Genomic DNA, 24,052 nt, shown 5'->3' on the forward strand with positions numbered 1-24,052 from the left:
ACCTCCAAACCCGTCATGGAAAACCCGGCACCTCTCTCACTCTCAATCGCCCCTTCTAGCAATATGTAACATATTCTCTTGAATGCGCGGCAGAATCAATGTTACATATTCCCTATACCGGAGCCAAAGGAGATGGCCATGATGCCCGTAGTTAGGATCAATGACGCAACGTTTGCCGATATCAGCACGCTCAAAGTCTGGTTCGGAACCAAGTCGCCAAGTGAAACGATCGATCGCATCGTCCAAGAGGCGATGGAACAGCTTGGTATGGAACGTGATTATGAAGTGCTGGAAACATCCGAGACTTCGGATGATGGCGTACTGACATTTGACATTGCACCAAGCCTTACATTCACGAAGCCGATGAAAGCATCCATCGACGGAGAGCTGATCCAGAATCCGAAATGGGCCTCAATCCTGAACTCGATGATTGCAGGATTGAAGTCCAAAGGGTTCGAAGGTGAGAAGCTGGTTCGGGAACTGGGTATTCCGGCAAAGGCTTCCAGCTATGAGGAAGAGGGCTACCGGTACTATCCGGAGCTTGGGATCTCGATTCAGGGTCAGTCAGCCGCGGATGCATGGAAAGAGGTCGATCGACTTGCCAATAAGCATCGCATTCCCGTTACTGTGGAGTTCGTCTGGCGCCAAAATCCAAAAGCACAGTATCCTGGAAAGGCCGGTGTCCTCCGAGCCGGCAACGCTTAAGCGCAGTCGAAAGCACGGGTGGCGCTCCAGTCAAGGCCCCGTGGTCCGTACCCCTTTGCAATTTTCAATGCATGGCGACGGCTTAGCAGCAAGCCGTCGCCGAAAGATTCTCAACCGGCCTTCTCCAGCAACGCCTTCGCCTTCCCCTCCATCACCAAACGCGCATCCTGCTGCGGCTTCGACCGGGCGACCGCCGTGATGCCCTGCACGAAGTCGAAGACGCTCTCGGGCGGGCGGCCTTCCTCGGCCAGAACCGTCTCGACAATCCGCCCCGTCTCCGCCTTCGAGAACCCGCGCTTGCGCAGGAAGTCCTGACGGTCCTCGTCCGACCGCGCGACGATCTTCTCCCGCGCCGCGCGGATGCCGTCGATGAAGGGCGCGGGCGAGGACTCGGCGAAGCGGCTCAGCGCCGGGGCGGCCTCGTGAGCGAAGCGCGAGGCGGCGTACTTCGAGTGCCGGATCGTGATCTCCTGGAAGTCCTCGACGCCCCAGAGGTTGCGGTTCTGGCAGACCGCCCGCAGGTAGAAGCTGGCGATGCCGAGCGTCTTGGCCCCCACCTCCGAGTTCCAGCAATAGAACCCCCGGAAATAGAGGTCGGGCGAGCCGTCGGGCAGCAGCCCCGCCTCGATCGGGTTGAGGTCATCGACGAGGAACAGGAACACGTCGCGGTCCGAGGCGTAGAGCGTTGTCGTCTCCTTCGTCACGTCCACGCGCGGATTGTAGATGCCGGTGGACCAGTCCAGCACGCCCGGCACCTTCCAGCGCGTGTCGCCCGTGCCGTTGCCCGCGATGCGCTGCACCGCAGAGACCAGTTCGTGGTCGTAAATGCGGCCATAGTCGGGGCCGGTCACGGCACGGAGTTCCGTACGGCCATCCGCAACTTCCATCGTCTTGATCTGCTCAGCCCGGTGGTTGGTCAGCCCGTACTGCAGGTTAATGCCCGCCAGCGGCGCGGGAAGTTGCCGAAGATATGCCGCGGGCGCGCCGACGAGACTCGAGATCTGGCCGAAGGACCAATGCGTCGGCGCGATGGGCTCATCCGTGCCCGGCAGGACCAGCCCCAACTTCTCCGGGTTGTCGCGATGCGCCTCGACCCGGATCGCAGCACTTTCCACCGTGCGCGTCCGGCTCCGCTCCGCCCGGCCTTTTACGGATGAAAAGAGATCGTTGAGGGACAGATACCGCTCGTCATCCGGCCGCGAGAACCATTCGGACGACACGCGGTCCACATTCGTTCCGCGCGACACATCCACCTTGTAGCCGCCGCTGATATCACGCCCGGCATCGGTAATTTCGGTATTCATGGGTTTTCTCCCGCGACGGGCGCCGGAGGCCTCTCCTCCAGCCCTCAACCCGTCACGGCCCTCCCTGCCCGCCTCTGACCCTCTGAAACCCGGTGAACGTCCGCAGGACGTCTGCCGTTTTGATCACATTCTGTCCTATTTGTTCGCCACCTTTCGCCTCCGATTGCCGCCCTTTTTACGATCAAAGTTCCTGATGCCGCCAAACGCCGCCGCCCGCTCGCATTGATGGACAACGCGGCTGAGGTCAGGATGCTGAGCAGAAAAACCACCGAGACTGATCGATGAACACGCTTTTCCTTCTTATGGCTCAGTATGATGGCCGTGCGGTCGTGCCGGTCGATGCGGTCTGCAAAGACTACTTTTCCCATCTGACCTTGCCGAAGTTCCTCAGGAAGGTCAGTTCCGGTGAAATCGATCTGCCGCTGGTGCGATCGGAGCGCAGCCAGAAGAGCGCGAAGGGCGTCCACCTCTCGGATCTCGCCACCTATCTCGACAAGCGTCGCGAGGTCGCGCTGTATGAACGGGACGCCTTCAAGTAGTGACCTTCGGCGCCTCAGAGGAGGCTCGTCCTGTGGCCCAAAATACCCGCTGGAAGTGATCTGGCGAGGGGTTTTGTCACCGCATCGATCCGTCCAATCCAGCTGGCTAAAGCTTCGCCGGTGAAAAACTGGGCAAAACCTTTCCAGCCCGGCCACAACCCTTTGAAATTAAATTCACAAACGGGGCCGCTCGACGATGGCCTATCAGATTTTCTGCCTACTTTTTGTGCGCACGACCGGGACGGACTTACAACATGATTTACAACACGGGCTACAACATGACCGTAAAAAATTGAAATTTCACAGACTTTTCGAACTGTCGGTCCAGTCCATCATGGGTGCCACGGAAAGCCGTGACGCCCTGCAAATATCTGATTTATCATCATTATTCATCTTTTATCGCTCTACCCACCCCCAACAAAATCATCCGATTTTGCCGGGTTCTGCCGGGTTTTGCCAGGTTCTGCGACCGGAGTTGTTACGGGGTAGCAATTCACGCCGTGAACCTCTCGCACGGAACAGGGGACCACCGAAGTGGTCGCGAAGCCGCGATTTCCGCGCATCGGCGTTCGATCCAATTTTCCGGATAACATTCATGAAGGAACCCTGCACATGTCCAACAATATCATAAATTTCCCGCGATCCGCCAACACTGTAGATTCAAAGCCTGTGGCCCCTAAGGTGCCCGATCAAGTCCCTAAAACCACCAATGGCCTAAATAATCAATCCTCGCACAGCGAAACTCGTGGCACGTCAGATGGCCACCGCAAGAAAGGTAGCAAATCTCACAGTATCGAGCCAAATATTAAAGAGATCTCAGGCGAAGTAGAAGGACACGCATATCGTGTGCAGATCCGCAAGTCCGTCGGTGGCCAAAGCTTCAGCTTCGCAAAAACGTTTTCGAAACTCTCTATGGCAAGGAAATGGAAGAAACGGAAACTCGCGGAGATTTTTCGCAGGTGATACAAAACACTGCAATGCTGTGGTTTTCTGCGCGCGGCGTTGGTCGTCCTGCATCAAGTGCCGTCTTCGTAACCCGCGATATCGCAATTTCTGCGGCTCGCAAACGCCGCGTAGGATCGGCAACCGGGCGAACGCACTGTAAAAAACCGAGGTCGTGATGCTAGACCGCGCTATCGAGAAGCCACTATTCCCATACGCAACAAGGATACAGACGTGATCTACGTCAGCGTTGTGGCAATTTGACTTCGATCTTTACATTCATCTCTCTTACAGAAATATCCGGGCAAGCGAAACTGGTATTCTTTGGCATTCGCGGATGGTCCTTCTTTGCCGCGTTGTTCTAGGGGGGCGCGACTCTGTCAAAACTTGGTTCTTTTGGCCCTGCGGTTGCGAGAGTTTCTCCGATTGAGGCTGCACGGGCTGGTATCGGCGCGTTTGTCGGCCTCGCGCTCGCTGGATTGTTCGTCCTTTCATCCTCCATTGACCTTAGGTTTGGTCTGTATCTCGTGGCACCCTTCGGTGCGAGTTCGGTTTTGCTTTTTGCGGTGCCCAACAGCCCACTGGCACAACCTTGGTCCGCGATTGTCGGCAACACCGTTGCGGCCATCGTCGCTGTCGCGGTCTGTTTGGCGGTGTCGGACCCTTTACTGCGCATTGCCCTGTCCGTTGGGTTTGCCGTTGCCGCTACGATCCTGTGCCGTGCGTTGCACCCCCCTGCCGGCGCCGTGGCGATGACCGCAGCACTGAGCCCCGACGCAGTTGAAGAACTGGGGTTCATGTTCGCGCTGACGCCAATCGCTGTCGGGACCGTTCTGCTGGTCCTGGTTGCGATGGCCTACGGTCGGTTGACGGGGCGGCATTATCCATTCCGGCAATTCGATGACCCCAATTCGCATGGCACCACGGACCCGGAACCGATGGAACGTCTTGGACTGTCGGAGGTGGAATTGGTTGATATTCTTGATAGGTATCGGCAGTCGTTCAACCTGGGTGTAGAAGATCTGGCACGGCTGATCGGGGCCGCTGAGATACAGGCCGCCGCTCATAAGACGGACCCGATGGTCGCAGCTGACATTATGTCACGCAATCTCATCACAATCCGCGAGGATGCGCCTGCCACCGAAATTGCGGATATGTTCCGTTACCATAGATTTACCTGTTTGCCGGTGATCGGGACAGGCGACCGTTTTCTTGGGGTAATCTTTCAGTTGCATCTGATCGAATGCGTGGCCCAAGTTGCCAACCAAACGCACAGCACGTTCCAGTCGGCTATGCGGCACCTTATGGTCGGGAAGACGCGCGCGGCACTACATGCTATCGACATCATGACCTCTGAAGGCCCCTGTGCAACACCCTTAACGCCGGTTGCCGCTCTACTTCCCTTGATGGCGGATGGAAACGTCGATGCCGTTCCAATATTGGATGATGGTCGTATTATAGGGATCGTGACACGCACGGACTTGATCAGCGCCCTCGCTAGGAGCAGTCTCAATACAGCCGTCCAGTAGAATTTGACCAATTCAACCACAGTGGAAGATCGCGAATGGAACATGATGAAACCGGTGGTTCGGACCCTTGCATGGCGCATCTTCTTATTGACGGGCAACCTGTTGATCCGCAAACCATGAAGGATGTCAGCCGCTTTCGCGTGTCCGAGCGTGCCCGCCTGATGGAACTGCGGCGGCGATTATCAACGCCGGAGCGCGCAGCGATGACTGCCAAACTGACAGCAACGCTTGATACCCTTGTCGCGCCGAGAGAGAACATGCGGGTCGCCGTCTATTGGCCCATTCGCGGCGAACCTGATCTGCGGGGCTGGATGGCGCGTGCGCACAGCGCCGGGGCGACCGTTCTATTACCCGTTGTCGTCGAAAAGAATGCGCCTTTGATCTTTCGTGTCTGGTCACCCGACTGTGAAATGGCGCGTGGCCTCTGGAACATACCAGTGCCGGTTGACGGCCGAGAAACGCAGCCAGACGTGGTGATTTCGCCCCTGTTGGGCGTGGATGAAGCCTGCTTTCGGCTCGGCAACGGTGGTGGATACTATGACCGGACACTGGCGCGGTTGGATCCTTTGCCGAAGGTGATCGGCGTCGGGTTTCCCGATTGTGTCATGCCGACAGTATTTCCGATGCCGTGGGATATTCCGATGCACAGCGTCGTTCTTGCTGATGGGTCGGTACGTCATTGTTAAAGCGGCCTGACCCCCCGTGTGGCTGTAGAACTCAGCAAGGTAGGTGAGGATTTCGGTCAAATCAACAAAACGGTCGATGGAGCGCAGCAGGTGGTCCTGTGACTGGCGCTCAAATCAACAAAAGTTCTTCGACAAAATAAGCCGGATACGGACGCTCACGGCGACCGTACCCCCCATGTGGGTCGCGTTGAACTGGATCATCGAACTCAGGCGAATAAGTTGAAACGTCGAGTAGGTGTTACAGGACGAACCGATGGCCGGCGCGCTACACGACGATCAGGTGGTTATCCCAAGCCAAATCCGTTGCCTTTCCCATAGATGGATGGCTGTTGTTGCAAAACCCAAGTGCACCCCAGCCTGTCGTTATTGCAAAGCTCTTCGCACTTGCCGCGATACCGCATACATCGGTAATGGTTGACCTTGCAGTTAGCGACATGTCGTCGGCATGATACCGATCAACTATATTTCCCCGTGGTGAGGTCACACCGATTGATGCACCGTCTTGCGCGTAGGCAATGCTACCGATGTAGCCATCAAGCGCCCGCAGCATGTCATCCGGAATGGTGGCATGGACAATATCGCCTCCACGCCTATGGCACGCCACAAGCGCGGGCGCGGAGCCATCACCTTGCCACTGCATTCCGATAGCCACATCGCCTGCCGTGTTCACCGCCAAGTGACGCATGGAGTTCTTCTGATGGTCAGCGGTCAAGACAGCCGTCTCCATGCAAGTGCCATCCTCGATATAGGTCAGGTTCGATTGCATCGTCGCAAGGTTCAGCTTGGTCCGGCCGGTATCGGGGTGGGTATCAATTCCGCCGTTTGCGATGACGAGGGTTTCCGAATTCGGCAGACGTTTGATATCGTGCGGCCCGATACCGCCACTGTCGAACTCGGCCACACGCCTGTAGCCTGCGACAACGTCCCAGACGCCCACACGACCGCGCCCCGCCTCATAGTCGTTCTCGGTCGTAAAGAGCCAGTTCCCGCGCAAGGAAAATGCACCGTGGCCATAGAAATGGCGGCCCTGCGGGGCATTCAGTCGCGCTTTTTCCTTGCCCGAAACACAGTCGATCACGATGGCGAAGGTGCCGGGCCGGCGGGCAAAAGCGACGGCTTCGGGACGGATTGGATGAGCGGCAGCAGCGTGACCCCGTGCAGGGAGCGGAATACGAAACAAGATATCCAGAGTGCCACTCAGACCGCACAGAATATATGAGCCGTCGGAGGTTGCAGCCGCCGAGAGGTAGGCAGGCGTGCCAGCATCGGCCCATGTCGGGACCGGCACAACACCAATCGCCAGCAGGCCAGCCATGAACCCACGCCTATCAGGTTTCTGCATCTTCATCTCAATCACCATCGAGCGAATTGAACCCCGCAGCGACCCCCAGTGTGGGGCCGAGCTCTTCAGTCACCACTGCACGGATCGCATCAACGGACTGTTGCACAACTTCAATCTTCAGGCGGGTTTGAGGCTCGGCCACGCCTGCAAAGACCGGATCGTCCAAATCGTCCAACTGCATCAACGCTTTTTCGAAACGATCATCAATCCGTGCGCTCAGGTCTGCGTCATGTGCTGACAGGTGGCGTGCAAGGTCGCGAAGAGCATCGAGGCTCAGTGCGGCATTCCGCGCCGAGCGGCCAGCACGCCACGCTTCAGCGCGGGTCGGCCGAGGGCGGTCATATGTGCCAAGGGGACGGCCCAGCCGCGTTTCCGAGGTAAACTGCAGACCTGTTGTCAGGGCTTTGAACAGCTCTTGCAGGACTTCCTCGTCCGTACGGTAAGGACCCTGTGCTGTTGGATCGAGCAGCACAGCTGCATAGTCCGAGCGCCAGTCCTGCGCTATTGCGGCGCTGTTTTTGGCGATATCCGCAGCCACCGTCTGCACAAGCGTGCAAAGGTATTCAGGATCAGCGCCTGAAAACACCGTCTCGTCAAACAGCAAGAACTCCATCGCGTAGAACCCGCGCGCGGCAATTGAGACCTGCGCATAGGTGTCGGGATTTTTTGCAACGGGGTCTTGCTCGGAGATCAGCGAGGCCAGCGCACGCGGCGTAGCGCCCCGACTGTCAGGCCAGAATGCCAGTGCAAAGGCACGGTCGCCCACTTCTGTCGGACCAAAGCGCAGGTGACTTACCGCGAGCCATGCATCAAAGGCTTCGGCATAACTGCTGCGCAACGCTTCAGAAACAGGATCACAGTCGGATTGCGCCGTTTGCGCAAATTTCGCGGACTGGGTGGCAAGGGTGTCGAAACCCGACAGGGCGTGATCTGTCACGACGTTTGCGATGATCTCTTTCGGGCTTTGCGCATGGGACACACCCGCCACGAGAATAAATGCGGCACTTAATACTAGACGTCTCATAAGCTCTCCAGATAGGCGATCAGGGCTTCACGCTCGGATATCGGCAATTCAATGACAGTATCACGTTGCGCAGCCGCTTCACCACCGTGCCACAAGACCGCTTCCAACAAAGATCGCGCCCGGCCATCGTGCAGGAAATAGCTGTGCCCGCTGACCTGCGTTGTCAAACCGATCCCCCAGAGCGGCGGTGTGCGCCACTCGCGCCCCGTTGCGCGCGCCTCGGGTCGGTTGTCAGCCAGGGCCGGACCCATATCGTGCAATAGCATATCTGTGTAGGGCCAGATCAGTTCAAAACTTTGCTCGGGCCGGTCTTCGAGCCGCTGGGTAACGAAGGACGGCGTGTGGCACGATGTGCATCCTGTTTCATAAAAGACCTGCTTGCCCCGCAGAACTTGCGGGGCATCGACGTTGCGCCGTGCCGGTACGCCAAGATTGCGGCTATAGAAGGTCACAAGATCAAGCCCCGTCTGATCAATCTCGAAGACGCGATCGTCGCCGTCACCGTGAATGGCAGCCCGACAGTCCGCCTGCAGATCGGTGCAATCCCCTTCGCCGGCCTGAAAGATCGGGTTCGATATGCCGATGTCGCCGACGAATGCCGAGGCCGACTGCTCCAGAATAGTTGGATTGCCAGCCTTTAGACCGAAACGCCCAAGCATGGGGCGGTCGTGTACATGCGACCATACGATATTCGGGCGGCCAGAAATGCCGTCCGAGTCCGCATCATCCGGATCCGCGTTCGCAAGGATATCTGTGGCCGATATGGCCTCCAACAGACCCAACCCGATCATCTGCGGTGCGACACGCGGGCTTAACATGGCGTTCTGGTGCAATGGACCATAGCCAAGATCGGATGCGGTGTAAGTGGGATGCCTGAGCGAAACCGTGGTCCCGTCAGCAAGGGCAACCACTTCATCGGCGTATTCGATCCCCAGACGGTATTCCGATAGATGGCCCTGTACGGCGAAATCCTGCAACTGTGTGCCGTAGTTCGGTTCAGCGCGCGTCGCGATATATCCCTCGATCTGCTCTATAGCATCAGCGTCAGTGCCTGGAATCGAGACGCGCAGGAACATCGAGATAGAATTGTCGTCCGCGTTCTCAGGCGGATGGCCGCGACCGTCCTTGATGTGGCATCGCTGGCACGAGCGGGCATTATAGAGCGGCCCCAGACCGTCAGAGGCAAGCGTGGAGGACGGCGAGGACACCCAGAGCTTGCGGAACAGCCCGTTGCCGACCTTGAAATCAAGCTCGTCCTCGAAGGTGATGTTTCCGGAGGGTTGCGAGAAAGCATCGGCATCGCTGCGCGCACGAACGGTCGCCGCCCCGGCCGAATTTTCCTCGAATTTCTGCGCGGTGGTAAAATCAGTTGTCGGTGCGGTCACCGCAGCGATCCGCGCCGCCTCAGAGGCAGTGCGCGGGATCACTTTCAGATGTGGATCGTCCATGGCGGGAACAGCATCCTGCGCCATGGCAGTGGTTGCAAGAACCGCCGCCAGCACAAGGAGACTACTCCGCTTCAGCCAGTCTTGATCCGTTGAGAAGTGCATATTGTTCCTCACCAGGTTTCCAGAAATCCGATATGATCTTCTTCGTCGGTCAGCAATTCCTCAAAGGTGTTTTAAGTGTCAAAATCGTCGGCTTCTTTGTCGTGGATGCGGATCACCGCAGAAGATCTCGCGGACCGGGTTCGGACGCCAGATCACATTCCCGCGTTTCTATCGGTGTTGGAGTGGTGCGCAGTGGCTCAGGCTGTTTCTGGTAAGGATGACGGCCAGTGAAAGGGGTGCGTGCGATGATTTTTTTCGTATTGTCTATTTCGTCAGCGCATTCCTCTCGGATTTTCACGGTCATACGACCACGGCGGCAATCTTCATGCGAGGGGTCGCGCAGCCGATGCCGGCTGACTGCGGATAAGTCGCTGCGCAGAAGATTATCGCGGTTATCGACCACTTTCTTGTCGCTATTCATTCGGGTTTTCCGGTGGGTGATGATTGTCTGGGCATATGCCGCAGGCATCCAATTGACTGCCGAGCAGATACCTTCATCAGAAATGTCTTGGCAGTGACAGACAATTATCCTGATCCCCTTAGAATGAAACGACAGCGGCAAGACCGACAGCGGTAGATTTCTCACCCCCTACGTCAAACCGCGCGACGCCGAAATTGACTTCGATGATCTCGGTCACGGCGCGGTCGATGCCCAGCGCGATCATGCTGTCGGTATTCTCCGGCGTGTCGACCAGTGTTGCAGAGGCCGAAACCGTCCAATCGTCCAGCGCGTACGCGCCGCCCAGTGTGGCATAGGTCGCATTGCCTTGCGCGCCACCCGCGTCGTCGAAATGCGCCACTTCACCGATCATGTTGAACCCGTTGCCGAAATCGTGCGACGCACCTGCGACGATGCCTGTCTCGTCGGACTTGTCGCCGACACCTGCGGACAGATACCGCGCACCGATCCATGCGGTCGTGTCGGAAAACTCCTGGGTGTATTGCACGGCTATGTTATTCAGCTTTCCTGTGTTTCCCACACCGCCTGCCCCGACGGAGTTGCGACCGCGCTTGTTACCGATACTGTCGCTGAGCGCGGTATCGTCTGCATAAAACGCAGCAAACGACAGGGTACCGCCCGATGTGCCCACCGGTGTATCGACATTGACACCGATCATCTCGCTCAGTTCATAGTCCTCAGCCAGCGAGGTGCCGTAAAGCCCCGGCGCCTCATTCCATGCAGCGGCAAAGACCGGGCTGATCTTACCGACGGACACGAGCGTTTCGGCGAAAGCAAAGCGTAGTCCAAGCTCGCTGACATAGAGGCCCATGTCTTCGAATGCGCGGTCGTCCTGTGCATCCGTCACTGATTCCAGCGTCAGGCCACCGAACGCTGTGATGCGATCTGTGATGGCCGCCTCGAAGGCAACCTCGGCAGAAATGTATGCGTCGGTCAGTTCGGCATCTGGATCATCGGCACGCACGGTGCTGTCCACACCGATTTCGACGTTGCCTTCCCATATGAATGCAGCTTCCTGCGCGGCCAGAGAGGTGCCGCCAGCCAAAGCGAGACCGAAAAGTCCGGTCGTGAGTGTTGTTGTCTTCATGTTCTGTTCCGAATGTGGTGGACCCATGTGGCTGGCGTATTACTGGCTGGGTAAGATGTTTACTGAAATACGGCGTTCGGATCATCGAGGCTGTCGGAGCCTTCAAACGCGATGCCGTCCAGACCAAGTGTGGTCACTATACGCTCGATGGACCGGGTCTGGTCGATCAGCCCGTTCACACCACCCATGATCAAAGCCTCTCCGCCGGCATTGCCGCGCTCCAGCATCTGGTCATAGGCAAAGCCAGCCTCGGCCGTCTTCTTGATCCGTCCCAGTGCCATCATCGTTGTGCTGAGTTTGTCCTGCATTTCGGCATCTAGATCTGTGTCTGTCGCGGCTACCATGTCCGAAAGGGACGCACCGGAAACCAACGTGCCGTCGACGCGGACATACTCTCCCAAATAAACATTCTGTATGCCAAGCCCGTCGTAATAGTGGCTGTTGTGCGTGTTGTCCGAAAAGCAGTCATGCTCTTCTTCGGGATCATTGAGCATCAGACCAAGGCGCATCCTCTCGCCTGCCTGTTCGCCGTAAGACAGTGAGCCCATGCCCGTAAGAATCGCCGCAAGGCCTGTATCCGCATCAGTCGTCAGCTCAGTGCGCGCAGCGCCGCCTTCGGCCCATTGCGCCGTCATCCATTCGAGATCGGACACCAGCAGGTCAGTCGCGGCAATCAGGTATTCGCCCCGACGGTCACAGTTTCCGTTGGTGCAGTCGGCAGCCATCGCATAATCCGTCCACGGGCGGCTTCCCGCACCTGCGCCATGACCGTTGAGGTCCTGACCCCAAAGCAAAAACTCGATCGCGTGGTAGCCCGTGGCAACATTTGCCTCCACCCCGTCTGCTTCATGCAACGTCTCGGACAGGAATTCGGGCGTGATCGCGGAGGCATCAATGTTCGTGCCGGATAAGCTGAACGTCGGGTTGGCCACGACATTCAACGCTGCAAAGTCGTTCTCATCGGACGGACCACCATAAGACGCATCGACATAATCGATCAGACCTTCATCCAAAGGCCATGCATTCACTTTGCCTTCCCAGTCATCGACGATCGCATTTCCAAAGCGATACACCTCGGTCTGTTGATAAGGCACGCGGGCCGCTATCCAGGCGTGCCGCGCTGCGGTCAGGTTCTGTGCTGAAGGATCGGCAACCAATGCATTCACTGCCGCCTGCAAACGCTGCGCCGTGATCAGGCTATCGCCGTATGTCGCAGCTGCGATATTGGCGTAGGTCGCCAGCACGTCGGTCTTTTCGACCGCAAAGGCCGGTAGTGCAAAAGAGGCCGCAGCGACTGTTACCAAAAGAGTGGTACGTTTCATGGAGGTTTCCTTCAGTGAATAATTGTGGACTGGGGACGCACAGCGGCGTAATCGCGGGGCGCCCCAAGACGCATCCGTTTGAGGGCAAGGCCGAAATCAAAGGCGCAGGACGCAAGCAGCGGAGCCACGTCTGCGCGCACAAGCAAAGTCGCGATCAGCATCGCGTCTTCCTGCGCGCCCTCAGACGCCGTTGCGATGAAATTGGCGAAGCAGGACTCGTCGGCCCCAAGGCATTTGCACTGCACCGAATGGCGCATCAGTGGGCGGCGGCCATGGGCGGAGCAGAGGCTGCATATCTGTTCGAACGATTGAATGGCTCGCGCACCGCGATGATGCCCGAGTGCCGTGACAAAGTCGTTGCGCACTTGCGCCTGTGCATCTGTGCCGTCTGACCACAGGCGTAGATAAATGACACTGGCCGCCTCTATCCTGTCCAACTCGGTAATGAACCCGACAGGAGTGGCACCCCTTTTGTTGAGAGGCGCGCTCATTTCGTGAGGATCAGTTTGTTGGCCCGCGTTATGCGAAGCGTATAAATCTGACCGCCCAGTGCGATCTGTGCTAGATCACCTCCGTCCGTGAGATCACTGGCGGCGTATGTAGGCAAGCTGGACGCTTGCAGTTTTTCGGGCGGAGGGGTGTGAAAGCTCATGGGCGCGCACAATCGTTTGATCGGACATAGTCCAACATCCACTCTACACAGACAACTTCTGGAGGCTCGGGAGTGCTTAGCAACTCCTCAAGTCTGTCCCTGCGGAAGTGGTGTGGTTGACGGTCAGCTTCGCGGGGCGCTTCGGGCGAAAACAACATATGGAAGTCCTTACATTTCAAGCATGTCGGGCTTCCCCTTGATCGACTCGGGGTGGCTTGACTGGGCTCTTATCTGATTGATTTAGTCGGAATTGTCAACCTGACTAAATTAGTCGGAATACTGGCCGGGCCATTTACTTGAAATTCCTATCGTCTGGGGCAGACGTGCCGCGCTGAGATTCCCCTATTTCAAAGTTGTCCTGCGAGAGTGAGCTGGGAGACCAGACAACGGGCGGCTAATCACTGGTTTTCTATGCAGGATCGACTGCGCCTCGCATCTTTTTCAGCGCGTCCTCGTCCAGCCGGGATGGCTTTGGGTACCTGTCCGTTCCCGGCGCCCCAATGCATGTCGGTCTCGACATTGGTTTCGGGCACGCGTAGCGAGGGCACCGTATCTTCGGTTTGATAATCCTACGTATCGCGTACGACCAGAAGTGAGCCTGAGGGTCCTTCAAAGAATGCGGCGCAGCTTTCGATGAACATCTGCACCGCGCGACGTTTTGCCCCCGGAGCAAAGCCGAGCGACAGGATCACGCCGCTGGTGCTGTCTGCGATCGGCACGCACCGCACACTGCCCCCCGCGTAGGTCTGGACTCCTGGCGGCTTCATGTTCAATAGCGATATCCCGATCCCGGAGGCCACGAGCGAGCGGACCATTTCGGTCGAATTTGTGGTTGCCACAATACGAAGATCCTCGCCCCCTCGTTCGAGAACTTCGAGATAGTATCCCCGCGCGGCCGGACGGTCCAACAGGACCAATGGCTCGCCTGTGATTTGCGAAACGGTCACACTGTCCAACCTTGCAAGCGGATGATCCGCCGGGAAAAGACAGTAGGTCGGCGCAAAGACAAGAGAGCGTGTTTCGATCCGCGGATTTGGCAGCTCTTCGACAAAGATGATCACATCGAACTTTCCGTCCAGCAGCCCCTTCTGAACTGAGATGTTATCGCCTTCGGTCAGGGTAAAGGTGACGTCGGGATGTGCCTTGCGCATCTGTGCGGCAATCGCCGGGAGAAACCCCGGCGCGACGGGCGCGTTGTAACCGATGGCCAAATTCCCCGAGAGTGTCGATTGCAGATCAGACACGCCGGTTAGCAGGGCATCGTATCTTTCAAGAAGATCGTCGATGCGGCGTCCAGCATCCCGGCCCGCAAGAGTGGGAAAAACCCCCTTTGCCCGCGCGCGGGTAACAAGCGCCATTCCGAAAGTCGCCTCGGCTTGGTCCAGTGCCGCGGCAATGGCGGACGGGGCGACGTTCATGGCGGCGGCGGCCCCTGTGATGCTCTTGTAGCGCAGCGCGGCCTGAACGTAGCGCATCGCGCGAAGGGTAAGGGCCATGCCGCAACCTCGGAATTTCAGATATATAATCTCACTTAAAAGTGTTTTCCAAAGGATATGATATTTGCAAGTCTTTCTTTCGCCGCAGCAAGGGAGCCAGCAATGAAATCCAGAACCAGAGCCGTCGTCATCGGCGGCGGCATCGCGGGCTGCTCGACCCTCTATCATCTGACGCAGGAAGGCTGGTCCGATGTGGTTCTGGTCGAACGGGACGAACTGACCTCCGGCACCACCTGGCACTCCGCCGCGCAGGTCACGAATTTCGGAATGACGCAGACCATGGTGGGGCTCAAATCCCACTCGATCGCGCTCTACAAGAAATTACGCGACGATCCTGAATATCCTGTAGGATACCATCACGGGGACGGTGGTATCCGGTTGGCGAATACCGAGGCGCAGATGCAGGGCTATCGCCATTTCGCGTCGATGGCGCGTGGTATGGGCGTGGAATACGAAATTATCGACGCGCAGGAGTGCGCCCGCCGGCATCCGCTGATCTCGACCGACAATCTGCTGGGTGGGCTGTGGGACGCAGAGGATGGAGACATCGATCCCGCGCAGCTGTGTCAGGCGCTCGCCTTTCACGCCCGCAAAGCCGGGGCCGAGGTGTACCGCAACACCCCGGTAACAGCCCTGACGCAGCATAAGGATGACACATGGACCGTCCACACCGAACACGGTGACATTGATTGCGATGTCGTGGTGAACGCGGGCGGCTACCGGGTGAACGAGATCGGCGCGATGATGGGGGTTCAGCATCCGGTCGCGTCAATGGAGCACCAGTATTTCATCACCGAAGACATTCCGGGAATCGCCGAGGCCGGGCACCGGATGCCCCTGCTGCGCTGTCCGATCTCGGATTATTATGCGCGTCAGGAAAAGGGTGGTCTGCTGGTCGGGTTCTATGAACAGGAATGCAAGACATGGGGGATGGACGGGATCAGCCCCTCCTTTTCCAACGATCTGTGCCCCGATGATCTAGACCGTGTGATGGATGTCCTGGAAGGCGCGTTCGAACGGATGCCCGCCCTGGCGGAGGTCGGTATCAAGCGCGTGGTCAACGGGCCGATCACCTACACGATGGACGGTGCCCCCCTGGTGGGTCCGATCCCCCACAAACGCAACGCATATTGCATCATCGGGCTGCGGGCCGGGCTGGGCGAAGGGGGCGGTCACGGCTGGCTGCTCGCGCAGCAGATTGTGCACGGCGAGGCCTGCTATGACACATGGGTGATCGATCCGCGCCGGTTCACCGGCCACGCGACAGTGGAGCTGACCGCGCGCAAGGCAATCGAGGATTACCAGAACGAGTTCCGGTTCCATTTCCCGAACGAGCATCGTCCGGCAGGACGTCCTGCCAAGACGACGCCACTTACCCCTGTTCTGGCCGCAGAAGGGGCGGCGTTCACCGTGGTCAACGGATGGGAACGTGTCGACTACATCAAGCCCTCGCCCGATTTTCACCCCTCTCTGAGTTTCAATTTCGACGAAGCGTTCGATGTGGTGGCGGCAGAGGTGAGCAACGTCGCCACCAATGTGGGCCTCACAGAGGTCAACGGCTTTAACCGGATCGAGATCACCGGCGAGGACCGGCATGCTTTCCTCGATCGCCTGATGTGCGGGACCGTGACAAAGCGGTCCGGTCGGGTCGGGTTGGGGTACTTGCTGAACGATCAGGGGTGCGTGAAGGCCGAGGCAACGGTTGCCAACCTGCCTGCCACGGACCGCGGCCCCGAACGGGTCTGGTATGGCTCGGCCGCAGCATCGGAATACCACGACATGGATTGGCTCGCCGCGCATATCAGGCCGGACGAAGACGTCAGCCTGCGCAGCCTGACCAACGACCAGACCATTCTGGTTCTGGCGGGACCGAACGCGCGTAAGGTTCTGTCCGCCTGCGCGCGCGGGGATTGGTCCGCGACGGCGTTTCCGTGGTTGTCGGTGCGCGAATGCTGTATCGGTTTTGCACCAGCGACAGTATTGGGTGTCAGTTTCTCTGGCGAACTGGCCTATGAAATCCACGTTCCAAATGCCGCGCTCTATGCGGCCTATCTTGCGCTGCGCGCCGCAGGCGATGCCTACGGGCTCAGGCTTTTCGGAGCGCGGGCGGTCGAATCCATGCGTATGGAGATGGGTTTTTTGCATTGGAAGGCGGATTTGATCACTGAATTCGATCCGTTCGAGACGGGCCTTACGCGCTTTGTAAAGATGGCCAAGGGGGAGTTCGTCGGCAAAGCCGCGCTGCGCGACAGGCAGGCACACGGGCCAACAGCCCGGTTGGTCACTTTGAAAATAGATGCGCCACATGCACCGGCCCATCCTGGCGCGTCGCTGATGCAGGACGAAAAAGTCGTCGGTACGGTCACGTCCGGAGAGTACGGGCACCGCGTTGGCATGAACCTCGCCTACGCTTTCGTCGCACCAGAGTCCGCGCATCCCGGAACGGCAATGACACTGGATCTTTGCGGGGTCCGTATCGCCGCACAGGTCATCGATGCCGCGCCCTATGACCCCGGTTTCGAACGGATGCGAAGTTGATCCATCTGCGCGAAACGGCTTCGGGGACACATGCAAAGAGGCGACCCCGAGCCGGGTGAGCGTTCGCGAAACTGTGGACCGATCGCGCATGAAATAGCAAACCGTGTCGAAACAGAGTGATCGGATGTCTCCCCTGCCCTTTCGGCCTCCAGTATTGGTCGCCGTGTCGGCTTGAAAATGTCGCCTGCGCCTGTGGGTTTTTTGATACCGGGTTGAACGGCGTTCCGTCTGGCCTGTTCAACCTGATTGCTTACCACGCGATAGCGGGCGGGCGGATGTCGCGTTATTGTCCGGACCAAGTCGGTGGCCCGCCGTCTTGCCGGTAGTACGGCACCCGACAGCAAAGCCAGCCCCCGGCGACAAATCCGGGGTTGCCTTGGCGGAAGAAAGGAGGCGATGTCGATGCACCGCCTCCCGTAGGTATCACCTGAGCTGTGTGACGGTCAGCTTGCCCTTGACCGGCTCGGCGACGAATTCGATCTCCTGTCCTTCGGAAAGTTTGGACATCATCGCCTCATCCGCGCGAAACACCATTTTCATGGCGGGCATGTCGAGGTTCAGCAAAGGACCGTGATCAATCGTGACCTTGCCCCCTTTCGCATCTAACTTTGTGACTTTGCCCTTGGTATAGGCCACTTCTGCCGGTGCCGCCTTGCCTTCTGCGGATGCCATTTTCATGTCCTCCATCATTGCCCGTTCACCCACCGCAACCGCGCGGTGCATGCCGGATTCGTAGTGTCCGGGAATGAGGCAGGCAGCTTCGAATGCACCGTCGTTGGCAAAGGTCCAGATCACCTCTCCCGTGGCGCCGGCGTCAAGGCGGATACTGTTGGGATCATCGTGCTCCATGTCCATCTTCGCCATTTCAGTCTTGTGCTCCGCGTTGCCCTCTACCGTGTCCAGAACGAACTCATGCTCCAACGCGCCCTTGTTCTCGATCACAAAGCGAATGGTTTCGCCTTGCTCGAAGATCATCTTATCCCCTTCGAACAACATCTCGCCGTCGCCGTTTTCGATCATCGTGACTTTGATCGTGCGGTCCACCTTCGCGGCGTCTCCGGGCATTCCGACCATCATTTCCGCATGGTGATCACCGTGCCCGGCGCCCCCGTGCATCTCCGCCTGATCATGGTTGTTTGCGCCGTGGCCGCCACCGTGCGTGCCAGCCGCATATCCGGGCAGTGTAAAGGTAAAGACTATCGCAGTTGTCAGCATCAGGTTTTTCATCGTGTTTCCTTTGATTTCGAGTTTGCGTATCGTGAAAGGCCGCTTCAGCCTTTTTGGCTCTGTTTAGGAGTGAGTATGGTTTTCGGGCTGGTGTTGGACGTGAATTCCGGCAATTCGCCCGTCCATTCGTAGGCCTGTTCACCGGGCGGATTTTCATACCAGCCGGGATCTTCGTAATCGTCCGCACCGATCCCTTCGCGTACCTTCACAACCGAGAACATGCCGCCCATCTCGATGGGGCCGTGCGGGCCCCAGCCGTTCATCATCGGAATGGTATTGTTCGGCAACTCCATCACCATCTTGCCCATGTCACCCATGCCGGCGGTGCCCATCGGCATATAGTCGGGCTGGAAAGTGCGGATTTTCCGCGTGACCTGTTTTTTGTCCACACCGATGAAGGTCGGCACATCGTGGCCCATCGCATTCATCGTATGGTGCGATTTATGGCAATGGATGGCCCAGTCGCCCAAGTGATCGGCCGTGAATTCATAGGCCCGCATCGCACCCACGGGAATGTCGATGCTCACTTCGGGCCGCTGCGCGCTTTCCGGCACCCAGCCGCCATCGGTGCAGGTGACTTTGAAATCATACCCGTGCATGTGGATCGGATGGTTCGTCATGGTTAGGTTGCCCACACGCACGCGCACCCTGTCGCCTCGATTGACGACCAGCGGGTCGATGTCCGGAAATATCCGGCTGTTCCACGTCCAGAGGTTGAAGTCCGTCATCGTCATGATGCGCGGCACATAGGTGCCGGGGTCGATGTCGAAAGCGTTGAGCATGATCAGAAAATCACGGTCTACCGGCATGAAGGTGGGGTCCTTGGGGTGGACCACGAACATGCCCATCATCCCCATGGCCATCTGGACCATTTCGTCCGCATGCGGATGGTACATGAAGGTGCCGGATTTCGTCAGGTCGAATTCATAGACAAAGGTCTTGCCCGGCTTGATGCCGGGATGGCTGAGCCCCACCACACCGTCCATGCCGGAAGGCAGGATAAGGCCGTGCCAATGCACCGAGGTGTTTTCCGGCAGTTTGTTGGTGACATAGATCCGCACGCGGTCACCCTCGACGGCCTCGATCGTGGGACCCGTGGATTGGCCGTTATATCCCCACAGATGGGCGATCATGCCGTCGGCGAGTTCACGCTCCACAGGCTCGGCGACGAGGTGGAATTCCTTCACCCCGTTGTTCATCCGGTACGGCAGGGTCCAACCGTTCAGGGTCACGACTGGCGTGTAGTCCACGCCCGACGACGGCCGCGGGGTGATCGCGGTTGCCGCACTGTCCATCTGGGCGGCTTCGGGCAGGCCCCTGTTCAGGGTGCTGCCCCATGCTTGGGACGAGACAAGCGTCGCACCGGCGGCACCTGCTCCGAGTAATTGACGTCTGTTCAACATTTCATCATTCCTTTTCAATGAGGTGCGCCGCCGCCAGTGGCTACTGAGGTGGCTTCCGCACCACCGCCAGCGCCGCCGCCTGTACCGCCGCCATAGATGGCAGCCGTCAGATCGGCCTGTGCCCTGTAGAAGTCGCTTTTTGCGTTCGCCGCTTCCAGCGAGGCCGCCAATCTCTCACGCGTATCTGTCAGAAGCTCGAATGTGTTGGTGATCATGCCGTTGTAGGAAAGCAAAGCTTCCTCCTCGACCGTCCGGCGCAGAGGCACCAGAACGTCCCGGTAGTGCCGGGCGATCTTGTAGGACGCGCGATAGGACGCTTCTGCGCCGCGTGCCTCGGAGCGGACGTTCACGGCCGTTTGCGCAAGCACATTCGCTGCCTGCAGATACATCAGTTCGGCCTTGCGCAGCCGCGCCTTGCCGGTGTCGTAGATGGGAATGGCGAACTCCACCTCTACCTGCGGCGTCAGGACATTTTCGGTATCGCCATCGTCCTGCGCCTCACGTTCGAATTCGGCGCCGCCCACGATCTCGAGATCGCTGACGATGCGGGTTTGATCCGTCAGACCGAATGCTGCCGCCTGAGCTTCGAGACCCAGCTTCGCCACCCGCAAATCAACCCGGTTGCGCAGCGCCTTTGCTTCTACATTCGCAATAGCGCCGACTGATTTCGGCAAAGCAGACAGCGCATCCGGCACATAATAGTCAACCGAGCTGCCCCACAGGCCCATCAACCGGGTCAGCCCCTCCTTCGCTTGCGCCGCAGCCAGACGCGCCTTTGCCAGTTGTCCCGCCAATTCCGCATTGAATGCCTGCTCGCGCGCCTGACCTGCCGTGTTCAGCGCGCCCGTCTCCCCCAGCTTTTGTGCAAGTTCAGACCCGGCGTCCGACGTAACCTTGGCGCGTTTGAGGTACCCGACTGTCTCGAATGCGGCCACGGCTGCGATCCATGCCCGACGGGTCTGGTTGGCCAGTACGAGTGTTTCGTTCACGGCGCTCAGCTGGGCCTGGCGAAAGCCCGCATCAGCGATCGCGCGGCGCTGCCTGCGCGTCGTCGCATCGAGGATATTGGCACGGATCAGCCCTTCGATAGCGCGGTAGGCGCCCAACTCGGGCGCACCGATCCCCAGGATCCCGATCGAGATGACCGGGTTTTCGGGCGTGGACTGCTGCCATGCCTCGGCTGCGGACAAGCCTACATTTGCATAAGATGCCTGCAGCCCTTTGTTATTGAGCAAGGCCACCTGAACGGCTGTGTCTGCGGAAATCGTCTTGCGATGCACCATCGCATGAACCTGTTTTCTCAAGGCGTCGTTTTCGGCCTGGGTTTCGGCAAAGACGGTTCGTTTACCAATCGCCGGCGTAATCTGGCCCGCCACGTTGGCAAAACCCGCTTTCGGGTCGGTATAGGCACCGGGAACCGCCACGGCGCATGCGCCAAGAAACAGCGGAACGCTTATCAGCAGCGGCAGTTTTGAAATGCGCATCAATTTGCCTCCGACTGTTCTTCGTTGACGGTGCGCCAATCGCGTGGGCCGGTCGGGCCGCGATAGGTATATCCGGCAAGCGGGTCCGCGTACCCTGCAGGTGAGACAACAGCCGGATCGGCAACGGCGCGTTGCGCCGCCACGGGCGGCAAAGGCGTTTCGGTATAGGGCAGTGGCCTGAGCTCTTGCGCGCATGCGCCGAGCGTGAGGGCAACAGCCCCCAGAAGGAATTCAATTTTCATGGGTAGTGCCTGACTGACAAAATTCGGAACCGCGTGCGGATGCACGCGAAACGAAGGCTCCGCCAAAAGCTGGGAGCCGGTGATCAGATCAGGTGTTGGGGAGGACGCAGAAAGCCAGAGGGTTCAACCGAGCTTGCCTGCTCTCGAAGAAGACCGAAACTGTCCCCCTCGGTGTGCTCGACAACCATCGGCACGACCTCGTTGAGGGCGACGGAACCGCAGATCCCGCTACAGCATTCACCGGGGGTATGGTCCTGACCTGCCGGGTCGGCAATGGACCCACACCGCTCACCGGACAGAACCGGACGCGGTCCATCCCGGTCCTGCTTTGCGACACTGTGCATTGGCCCATCAGGAACGGCATGATGGCCGTTATGCATGCCGGCGGCCGCATGGGATGCGGAGGGCGGAAGCAGCACCAAAGCAAAAACGAACGCCGCGCAGGCCAGCGTTTTCACGAGTGTTAATATGGAGATCAGCGTCCTCATGTCACTCGTGTGGGCGACTTGCCATTACCTGTCAATGCATCCAGCGCAGGAAGGTTTTCAACTTTTTCGTGACCGGGCAGCGGCGCGGACCGTCTCTAGAACTACTTATGCTTTGGGTTCCGACTTGCCTGCAGGTCACGCTTCGTCTCAGGCCATGTGGAGCGGATGTAGGCAAGGATGCTCCAGATGTCGTCGTCCGACAACACCCCTTCGAAACCGGGCATGCCACTGTTGAAGTCAACGACGCCCATCGCAGCCAAGGCGGCTCGACCGCCCTGTTTGGTATAGTCGAACAGCGCCGCGTTGGCGTGATGCCATGTGTGCCCCGAAGCATCATGTGGCGGCGCAGGAAGGACACCATCAGCGCCTGCCGCGCGCCAATCCGGCTGACCTTCCAGTTGCACACCATGACAGGACGCGCACTGTGTCACATAAAGCGCGCGGCCCGCCGTGAGGTCGCGGTTCTCCAGTTCGTGATCGGCGTTTGCAGCGGTGCCACAAAGCAGCAGAACCATCGTCAGGTGTCTCATGCGACCGCAACCCACGTACGCATGCCCCCCACCGCGTGGCTGAGCATATGGCAGTGCAGCAGCCATTTTCCCGGATTGTCAAAGACGCAGATGATGTCGCGGCTGGCGCGCGCATTCACCAACGTCGTGTCACGCAGATCGCCAAGACCACCGTCCGCGTCGACTTCGTAAAAATGATGCCCGTGCAGATGGATGCCGTGGGGAAAAGACGTGTCGTTGACAAGCGTTATCCGAACCGTCTCGCCCCGCTGGAACTTCCCGAAAGGATGTGGTTGCAGATCCGAGACATCGTTGAAGGCCCAGATGTTGTCACCACCGTGCCGCCCGCCCATGGCACCGCCCATCATCGACAAGGTAAAATGCTGCGTCGGCGTGCCCGGTTTCGGCAGAACCGGCGGGGCATGTGCCGAGATCGGGCCCGGTTGTCGCGCAGTGTTCACGCCCGCGATAGCCAGATCGGCCAGACGGTATGTTCCGTCGCGGGTGAGCATGTCAAAGGCGACAGCCTCTTGCACATCGACGATCACGTCGGCCCGCTGTGCGGGTGCCAGCGTGATGTCGGACACCGCGCGCGGCACGGGCAGCGCCATCCCGTCGAGCGCTACGACAGATCCGGCCGCACCGCCGATCCTTAACGGAATAATCCGATTGGTGGCCGCATTGATCAGCCGCAGCCGGATGCGGTCGCCCTTGCGCACCTGCGACCGGGACAAAAACCCCCGCGCGAAATTTCCCATATAGCCGCCATGAGCAACACTGTGCATATCGGCAAATTCGTCGACGAGTGTGCCGTCCTCGCGGATCCGCCAGTCTGCAAGGAGGACCGTGATGTCGTGGTCTACGTCCGGCGGCACATCGTCCTCGACAATCAGCGGTCCCATCATGCCACGGGCCACTTGCTCGTGAGAAATGTAATGCGAGTGATACCAGTAGGTGCCGGAATCCGGGGGCACGAAGCTATAGGTCATGCGCGCGCCCGGCTGGACCAGTTCCTGCGTCAGCACCGGAACCCCGTCCATCATGTTGTCCAGCCGGATCCCGTGCCAGTGGACGGCAGTGCCTTCCTCCAGTGCATTTTCCACCTCGATCTCCGCCTTGTGCCCCCGGCGCAGCCGAAGCTCCGGACCCGGCATCGAACCGTTGAAGCCAAGCATGGATGTGCGTCCGTCTCCGGCGGGCAGAACTTGCTGCATCACCGCTTCAGCTCTGAGGCTGATTGGCTCTTGCGTCGCGAAGACCGTGCGCGGTAGCATCGCAAGCGCACAGGTGGAAGCCAGAAATTGCCGTCTCTTCATGTGAAACTCACGTTGGTAGAACGAATTTGATGTCAGGTCTGCCGTGAACGCCGCCGCCGAAGCAGTGTCTTTCCACTCCAAAGCATTGGAGCGCGGGCGGGACAGAGTGGTGAAATGGCCTGGCGATAAACATGCTGTCGCACGGTTTATGTGCTGCTGCGGCACCGTGGGTTGGGTTCATGCTGGCCGCACGACGCGCATCCCGAC

The 24,052-nt window shown here is 58.8% G+C and carries 23 protein-coding genes; 6 read left to right on the forward strand and 17 right to left on the reverse strand.

The window, feature by feature from the left end; genetic code table 11:
• Window positions 1–138: 138 nt before the first annotated feature.
• Window positions 139–705, forward strand: coding sequence for a hypothetical protein (locus tag Q1A06_RS06330; RefSeq protein WP_299560217.1), 567 nt, complete (start codon window positions 139–141; stop codon window positions 703–705).
• Window positions 706–815: 110 nt separating this feature from the next.
• Here Q1A06_RS06330 and Q1A06_RS06335 read toward each other — a convergent pair whose 3' ends face one another.
• Window positions 816–2,009, reverse strand: a complete 1,194-nt coding sequence (locus Q1A06_RS06335; protein ID WP_299560224.1) for a DUF932 domain-containing protein — start codon at window positions 2,007–2,009, stop codon at window positions 816–818.
• Between the two features lie 281 nt (window positions 2,010–2,290).
• Between Q1A06_RS06335 and Q1A06_RS06340 the strand changes: the two genes are divergently transcribed.
• The 4 genes from Q1A06_RS06340 (at window position 2,291) to Q1A06_RS06355 (ending at window position 5,705) form a co-directional block, all read left to right on the forward strand.
• Complete coding sequence (locus tag Q1A06_RS06340) at window positions 2,291–2,548, forward strand: pyocin activator PrtN family protein (protein WP_054538582.1); 258 nt, start codon at window positions 2,291–2,293, stop codon at window positions 2,546–2,548.
• Between the two features lie 612 nt (window positions 2,549–3,160).
• Window positions 3,161–3,511 carry a hypothetical protein gene (locus Q1A06_RS06345; RefSeq protein ID WP_299560233.1) on the forward strand — a complete coding sequence of 117 codons (351 nt, stop codon included), beginning with the start codon at window positions 3,161–3,163 and terminating at the stop codon, window positions 3,509–3,511.
• Window positions 3,512–3,867: 356 nt separating this feature from the next.
• Window positions 3,868–5,019 (forward strand): HPP family protein, encoded by a 1,152-nt coding sequence (locus tag Q1A06_RS06350; RefSeq protein ID WP_299560582.1) that lies wholly within the window; start codon window positions 3,868–3,870, stop codon window positions 5,017–5,019.
• A 71-nt stretch (window positions 5,020–5,090) separates the two neighbouring features.
• On the forward strand, window positions 5,091–5,705 hold the full coding sequence (locus Q1A06_RS06355; protein ID WP_299560236.1) for a 5-formyltetrahydrofolate cyclo-ligase: 615 nt from the start codon (window positions 5,091–5,093) through the stop codon (window positions 5,703–5,705).
• A gap of 265 nt (window positions 5,706–5,970) precedes the next feature.
• On the opposite strand, the gene Q1A06_RS06360 is transcribed toward Q1A06_RS06355, so the two are convergent.
• The 9 genes from Q1A06_RS06360 to Q1A06_RS06400 all read right to left on the reverse strand — a co-directional run bounded on the left by Q1A06_RS06360 (window position 5,971) and on the right by Q1A06_RS06400 (window position 14,638).
• Window positions 5,971–7,020: a DUF1513 domain-containing protein gene (locus Q1A06_RS06360; protein WP_299560239.1), complete on the reverse strand. Its 1,050-nt coding sequence runs from the start codon at window positions 7,018–7,020 to the stop codon at window positions 5,971–5,973.
• Window positions 7,021–7,054: 34 nt separating this feature from the next.
• Complete coding sequence (locus Q1A06_RS06365) at window positions 7,055–8,071, reverse strand: imelysin family protein (protein WP_299560242.1); 1,017 nt, start codon at window positions 8,069–8,071, stop codon at window positions 7,055–7,057.
• Complete coding sequence (locus Q1A06_RS06370) at window positions 8,068–9,543, reverse strand: di-heme oxidoredictase family protein (RefSeq protein WP_299560245.1); 1,476 nt, start codon at window positions 9,541–9,543, stop codon at window positions 8,068–8,070. Before Q1A06_RS06370 ends, Q1A06_RS06365 begins: the two co-directional genes overlap by 4 nt.
• 190 nt (window positions 9,544–9,733) lie before the next feature.
• Window positions 9,734–10,042, reverse strand: a complete 309-nt coding sequence (locus Q1A06_RS06375; RefSeq protein WP_299560248.1) for a hypothetical protein — start codon at window positions 10,040–10,042, stop codon at window positions 9,734–9,736.
• Between the two features lie 118 nt (window positions 10,043–10,160).
• Window positions 10,161–11,168, reverse strand: coding sequence for a hypothetical protein (locus Q1A06_RS06380; protein ID WP_299560251.1), 1,008 nt, complete (start codon window positions 11,166–11,168; stop codon window positions 10,161–10,163).
• Between the two features lie 59 nt (window positions 11,169–11,227).
• Window positions 11,228–12,490: an imelysin family protein gene (locus Q1A06_RS06385; RefSeq protein ID WP_299560254.1), complete on the reverse strand. Its 1,263-nt coding sequence runs from the start codon at window positions 12,488–12,490 to the stop codon at window positions 11,228–11,230.
• An 11-nt stretch (window positions 12,491–12,501) separates the two neighbouring features.
• Complete coding sequence (locus Q1A06_RS06390; protein ID WP_299560257.1) at window positions 12,502–12,981, reverse strand: hypothetical protein; 480 nt, start codon at window positions 12,979–12,981, stop codon at window positions 12,502–12,504.
• Entirely contained in the window at window positions 12,978–13,142 is a 165-nt protein-coding gene (locus Q1A06_RS06395; RefSeq protein WP_299560260.1) for a hemin uptake protein HemP, read from the reverse strand. Before Q1A06_RS06395 ends, Q1A06_RS06390 begins: the two co-directional genes overlap by 4 nt.
• A gap of 569 nt (window positions 13,143–13,711) precedes the next feature.
• The gene (locus Q1A06_RS06400; protein WP_299560264.1) at window positions 13,712–14,638 is read right to left on the reverse strand and encodes a LysR family transcriptional regulator; all 927 of its coding nucleotides are present in this window, start codon (window positions 14,636–14,638) and stop codon (window positions 13,712–13,714) included.
• Window positions 14,639–14,740: 102 nt separating this feature from the next.
• Here Q1A06_RS06400 and Q1A06_RS06405 point away from each other — a divergent pair, with 102 nt between their 5' ends.
• A complete protein-coding gene (locus tag Q1A06_RS06405) occupies window positions 14,741–17,176 on the forward strand; it encodes an FAD-dependent oxidoreductase (RefSeq protein ID WP_299560267.1) in 2,436 nt (811 codons plus the stop codon).
• A gap of 423 nt (window positions 17,177–17,599) precedes the next feature.
• Here the strand turns inward: Q1A06_RS06405 and Q1A06_RS06410 are convergent, their stop codons facing one another.
• The 7 genes from Q1A06_RS06410 to Q1A06_RS06440 form a co-directional block, all read right to left on the reverse strand.
• Window positions 17,600–18,403 (reverse strand): copper-binding protein, encoded by an 804-nt coding sequence (locus Q1A06_RS06410; protein ID WP_299560272.1) that lies wholly within the window; start codon window positions 18,401–18,403, stop codon window positions 17,600–17,602.
• 44 nt (window positions 18,404–18,447) lie between these two features.
• The gene (locus Q1A06_RS06415) at window positions 18,448–19,806 is read right to left on the reverse strand and encodes a copper oxidase (protein ID WP_299560275.1); all 1,359 of its coding nucleotides are present in this window, start codon (window positions 19,804–19,806) and stop codon (window positions 18,448–18,450) included.
• Between the two features lie 14 nt (window positions 19,807–19,820).
• A complete protein-coding gene (locus tag Q1A06_RS06420) occupies window positions 19,821–21,290 on the reverse strand; it encodes a TolC family protein (RefSeq protein WP_299560278.1) in 1,470 nt (489 codons plus the stop codon).
• On the reverse strand, window positions 21,290–21,532 hold the full coding sequence (locus Q1A06_RS06425) for a hypothetical protein (protein ID WP_299560280.1): 243 nt from the start codon (window positions 21,530–21,532) through the stop codon (window positions 21,290–21,292). Before Q1A06_RS06425 ends, Q1A06_RS06420 begins: the two co-directional genes overlap by 1 nt.
• Window positions 21,533–21,615: 83 nt before the next feature.
• Window positions 21,616–22,020: a hypothetical protein gene (locus Q1A06_RS06430; RefSeq protein ID WP_299560283.1), complete on the reverse strand. Its 405-nt coding sequence runs from the start codon at window positions 22,018–22,020 to the stop codon at window positions 21,616–21,618.
• Between the two features lie 101 nt (window positions 22,021–22,121).
• Window positions 22,122–22,550: a cytochrome c gene (locus tag Q1A06_RS06435; protein WP_299560286.1), complete on the reverse strand. Its 429-nt coding sequence runs from the start codon at window positions 22,548–22,550 to the stop codon at window positions 22,122–22,124.
• Window positions 22,547–23,845, reverse strand: a complete 1,299-nt coding sequence (locus Q1A06_RS06440) for a multicopper oxidase family protein (RefSeq protein WP_299560289.1) — start codon at window positions 23,843–23,845, stop codon at window positions 22,547–22,549. The genes Q1A06_RS06435 and Q1A06_RS06440 overlap by 4 nt, the downstream gene beginning before the upstream one ends.
• Between the last annotated feature and the right edge of the window lie 207 nt (window positions 23,846–24,052).

This window comes from uncultured Sulfitobacter sp. (assembly GCF_947497275.1).
In the GTDB taxonomy this organism is placed as follows: Bacteria; Pseudomonadota; Alphaproteobacteria; order Rhodobacterales; family Rhodobacteraceae; genus Sulfitobacter.

Coding starts and splice junctions, on each gene's coding strand:
- Q1A06_RS06330 (WP_299560217.1), top strand. CDS start 139: ATGATGCCCGTAGTTAGGATCAATGACGCAACGTTTGCCGATATCAGC.
- Q1A06_RS06335 (WP_299560224.1), bottom strand. CDS start 2,009: ATGAATACCGAAATTACCGATGCCGGGCGTGATATCAGCGGCGGCTAC.
- Q1A06_RS06340 (WP_054538582.1), top strand. CDS start 2,291: ATGAACACGCTTTTCCTTCTTATGGCTCAGTATGATGGCCGTGCGGTC.
- Q1A06_RS06345 (WP_299560233.1), top strand. CDS start 3,161: ATGTCCAACAATATCATAAATTTCCCGCGATCCGCCAACACTGTAGAT.
- Q1A06_RS06355 (WP_299560236.1), top strand. CDS start 5,091: ATGGCGCATCTTCTTATTGACGGGCAACCTGTTGATCCGCAAACCATG.
- Q1A06_RS06360 (WP_299560239.1), bottom strand. CDS start 7,020: ATGGCTGGCCTGCTGGCGATTGGTGTTGTGCCGGTCCCGACATGGGCC.
- Q1A06_RS06365 (WP_299560242.1), bottom strand. CDS start 8,071: ATGAGACGTCTAGTATTAAGTGCCGCATTTATTCTCGTGGCGGGTGTG.
- Q1A06_RS06370 (WP_299560245.1), bottom strand. CDS start 9,543: ATGGCGCAGGATGCTGTTCCCGCCATGGACGATCCACATCTGAAAGTG.
- Q1A06_RS06375 (WP_299560248.1), bottom strand. CDS start 10,042: ATGAATAGCGACAAGAAAGTGGTCGATAACCGCGATAATCTTCTGCGC.
- Q1A06_RS06380 (WP_299560251.1), bottom strand. CDS start 11,168: ATGAAGACAACAACACTCACGACCGGACTTTTCGGTCTCGCTTTGGCT.
- Q1A06_RS06385 (WP_299560254.1), bottom strand. CDS start 12,490: ATGAAACGTACCACTCTTTTGGTAACAGTCGCTGCGGCCTCTTTTGCA.
- Q1A06_RS06390 (WP_299560257.1), bottom strand. CDS start 12,981: ATGAGCGCGCCTCTCAACAAAAGGGGTGCCACTCCTGTCGGGTTCATT.
- Q1A06_RS06395 (WP_299560260.1), bottom strand. CDS start 13,142: ATGAGCTTTCACACCCCTCCGCCCGAAAAACTGCAAGCGTCCAGCTTG.
- Q1A06_RS06400 (WP_299560264.1), bottom strand. CDS start 14,638: ATGGCCCTTACCCTTCGCGCGATGCGCTACGTTCAGGCCGCGCTGCGC.
- Q1A06_RS06405 (WP_299560267.1), top strand. CDS start 14,741: ATGAAATCCAGAACCAGAGCCGTCGTCATCGGCGGCGGCATCGCGGGC.
- Q1A06_RS06410 (WP_299560272.1), bottom strand. CDS start 18,403: ATGAAAAACCTGATGCTGACAACTGCGATAGTCTTTACCTTTACACTG.
- Q1A06_RS06415 (WP_299560275.1), bottom strand. CDS start 19,806: ATGTTGAACAGACGTCAATTACTCGGAGCAGGTGCCGCCGGTGCGACG.
- Q1A06_RS06420 (WP_299560278.1), bottom strand. CDS start 21,290: ATGCGCATTTCAAAACTGCCGCTGCTGATAAGCGTTCCGCTGTTTCTT.
- Q1A06_RS06425 (WP_299560280.1), bottom strand. CDS start 21,532: ATGAAAATTGAATTCCTTCTGGGGGCTGTTGCCCTCACGCTCGGCGCA.
- Q1A06_RS06430 (WP_299560283.1), bottom strand. CDS start 22,020: ATGAGGACGCTGATCTCCATATTAACACTCGTGAAAACGCTGGCCTGC.
- Q1A06_RS06435 (WP_299560286.1), bottom strand. CDS start 22,550: ATGAGACACCTGACGATGGTTCTGCTGCTTTGTGGCACCGCTGCAAAC.
- Q1A06_RS06440 (WP_299560289.1), bottom strand. CDS start 23,845: ATGAAGAGACGGCAATTTCTGGCTTCCACCTGTGCGCTTGCGATGCTA.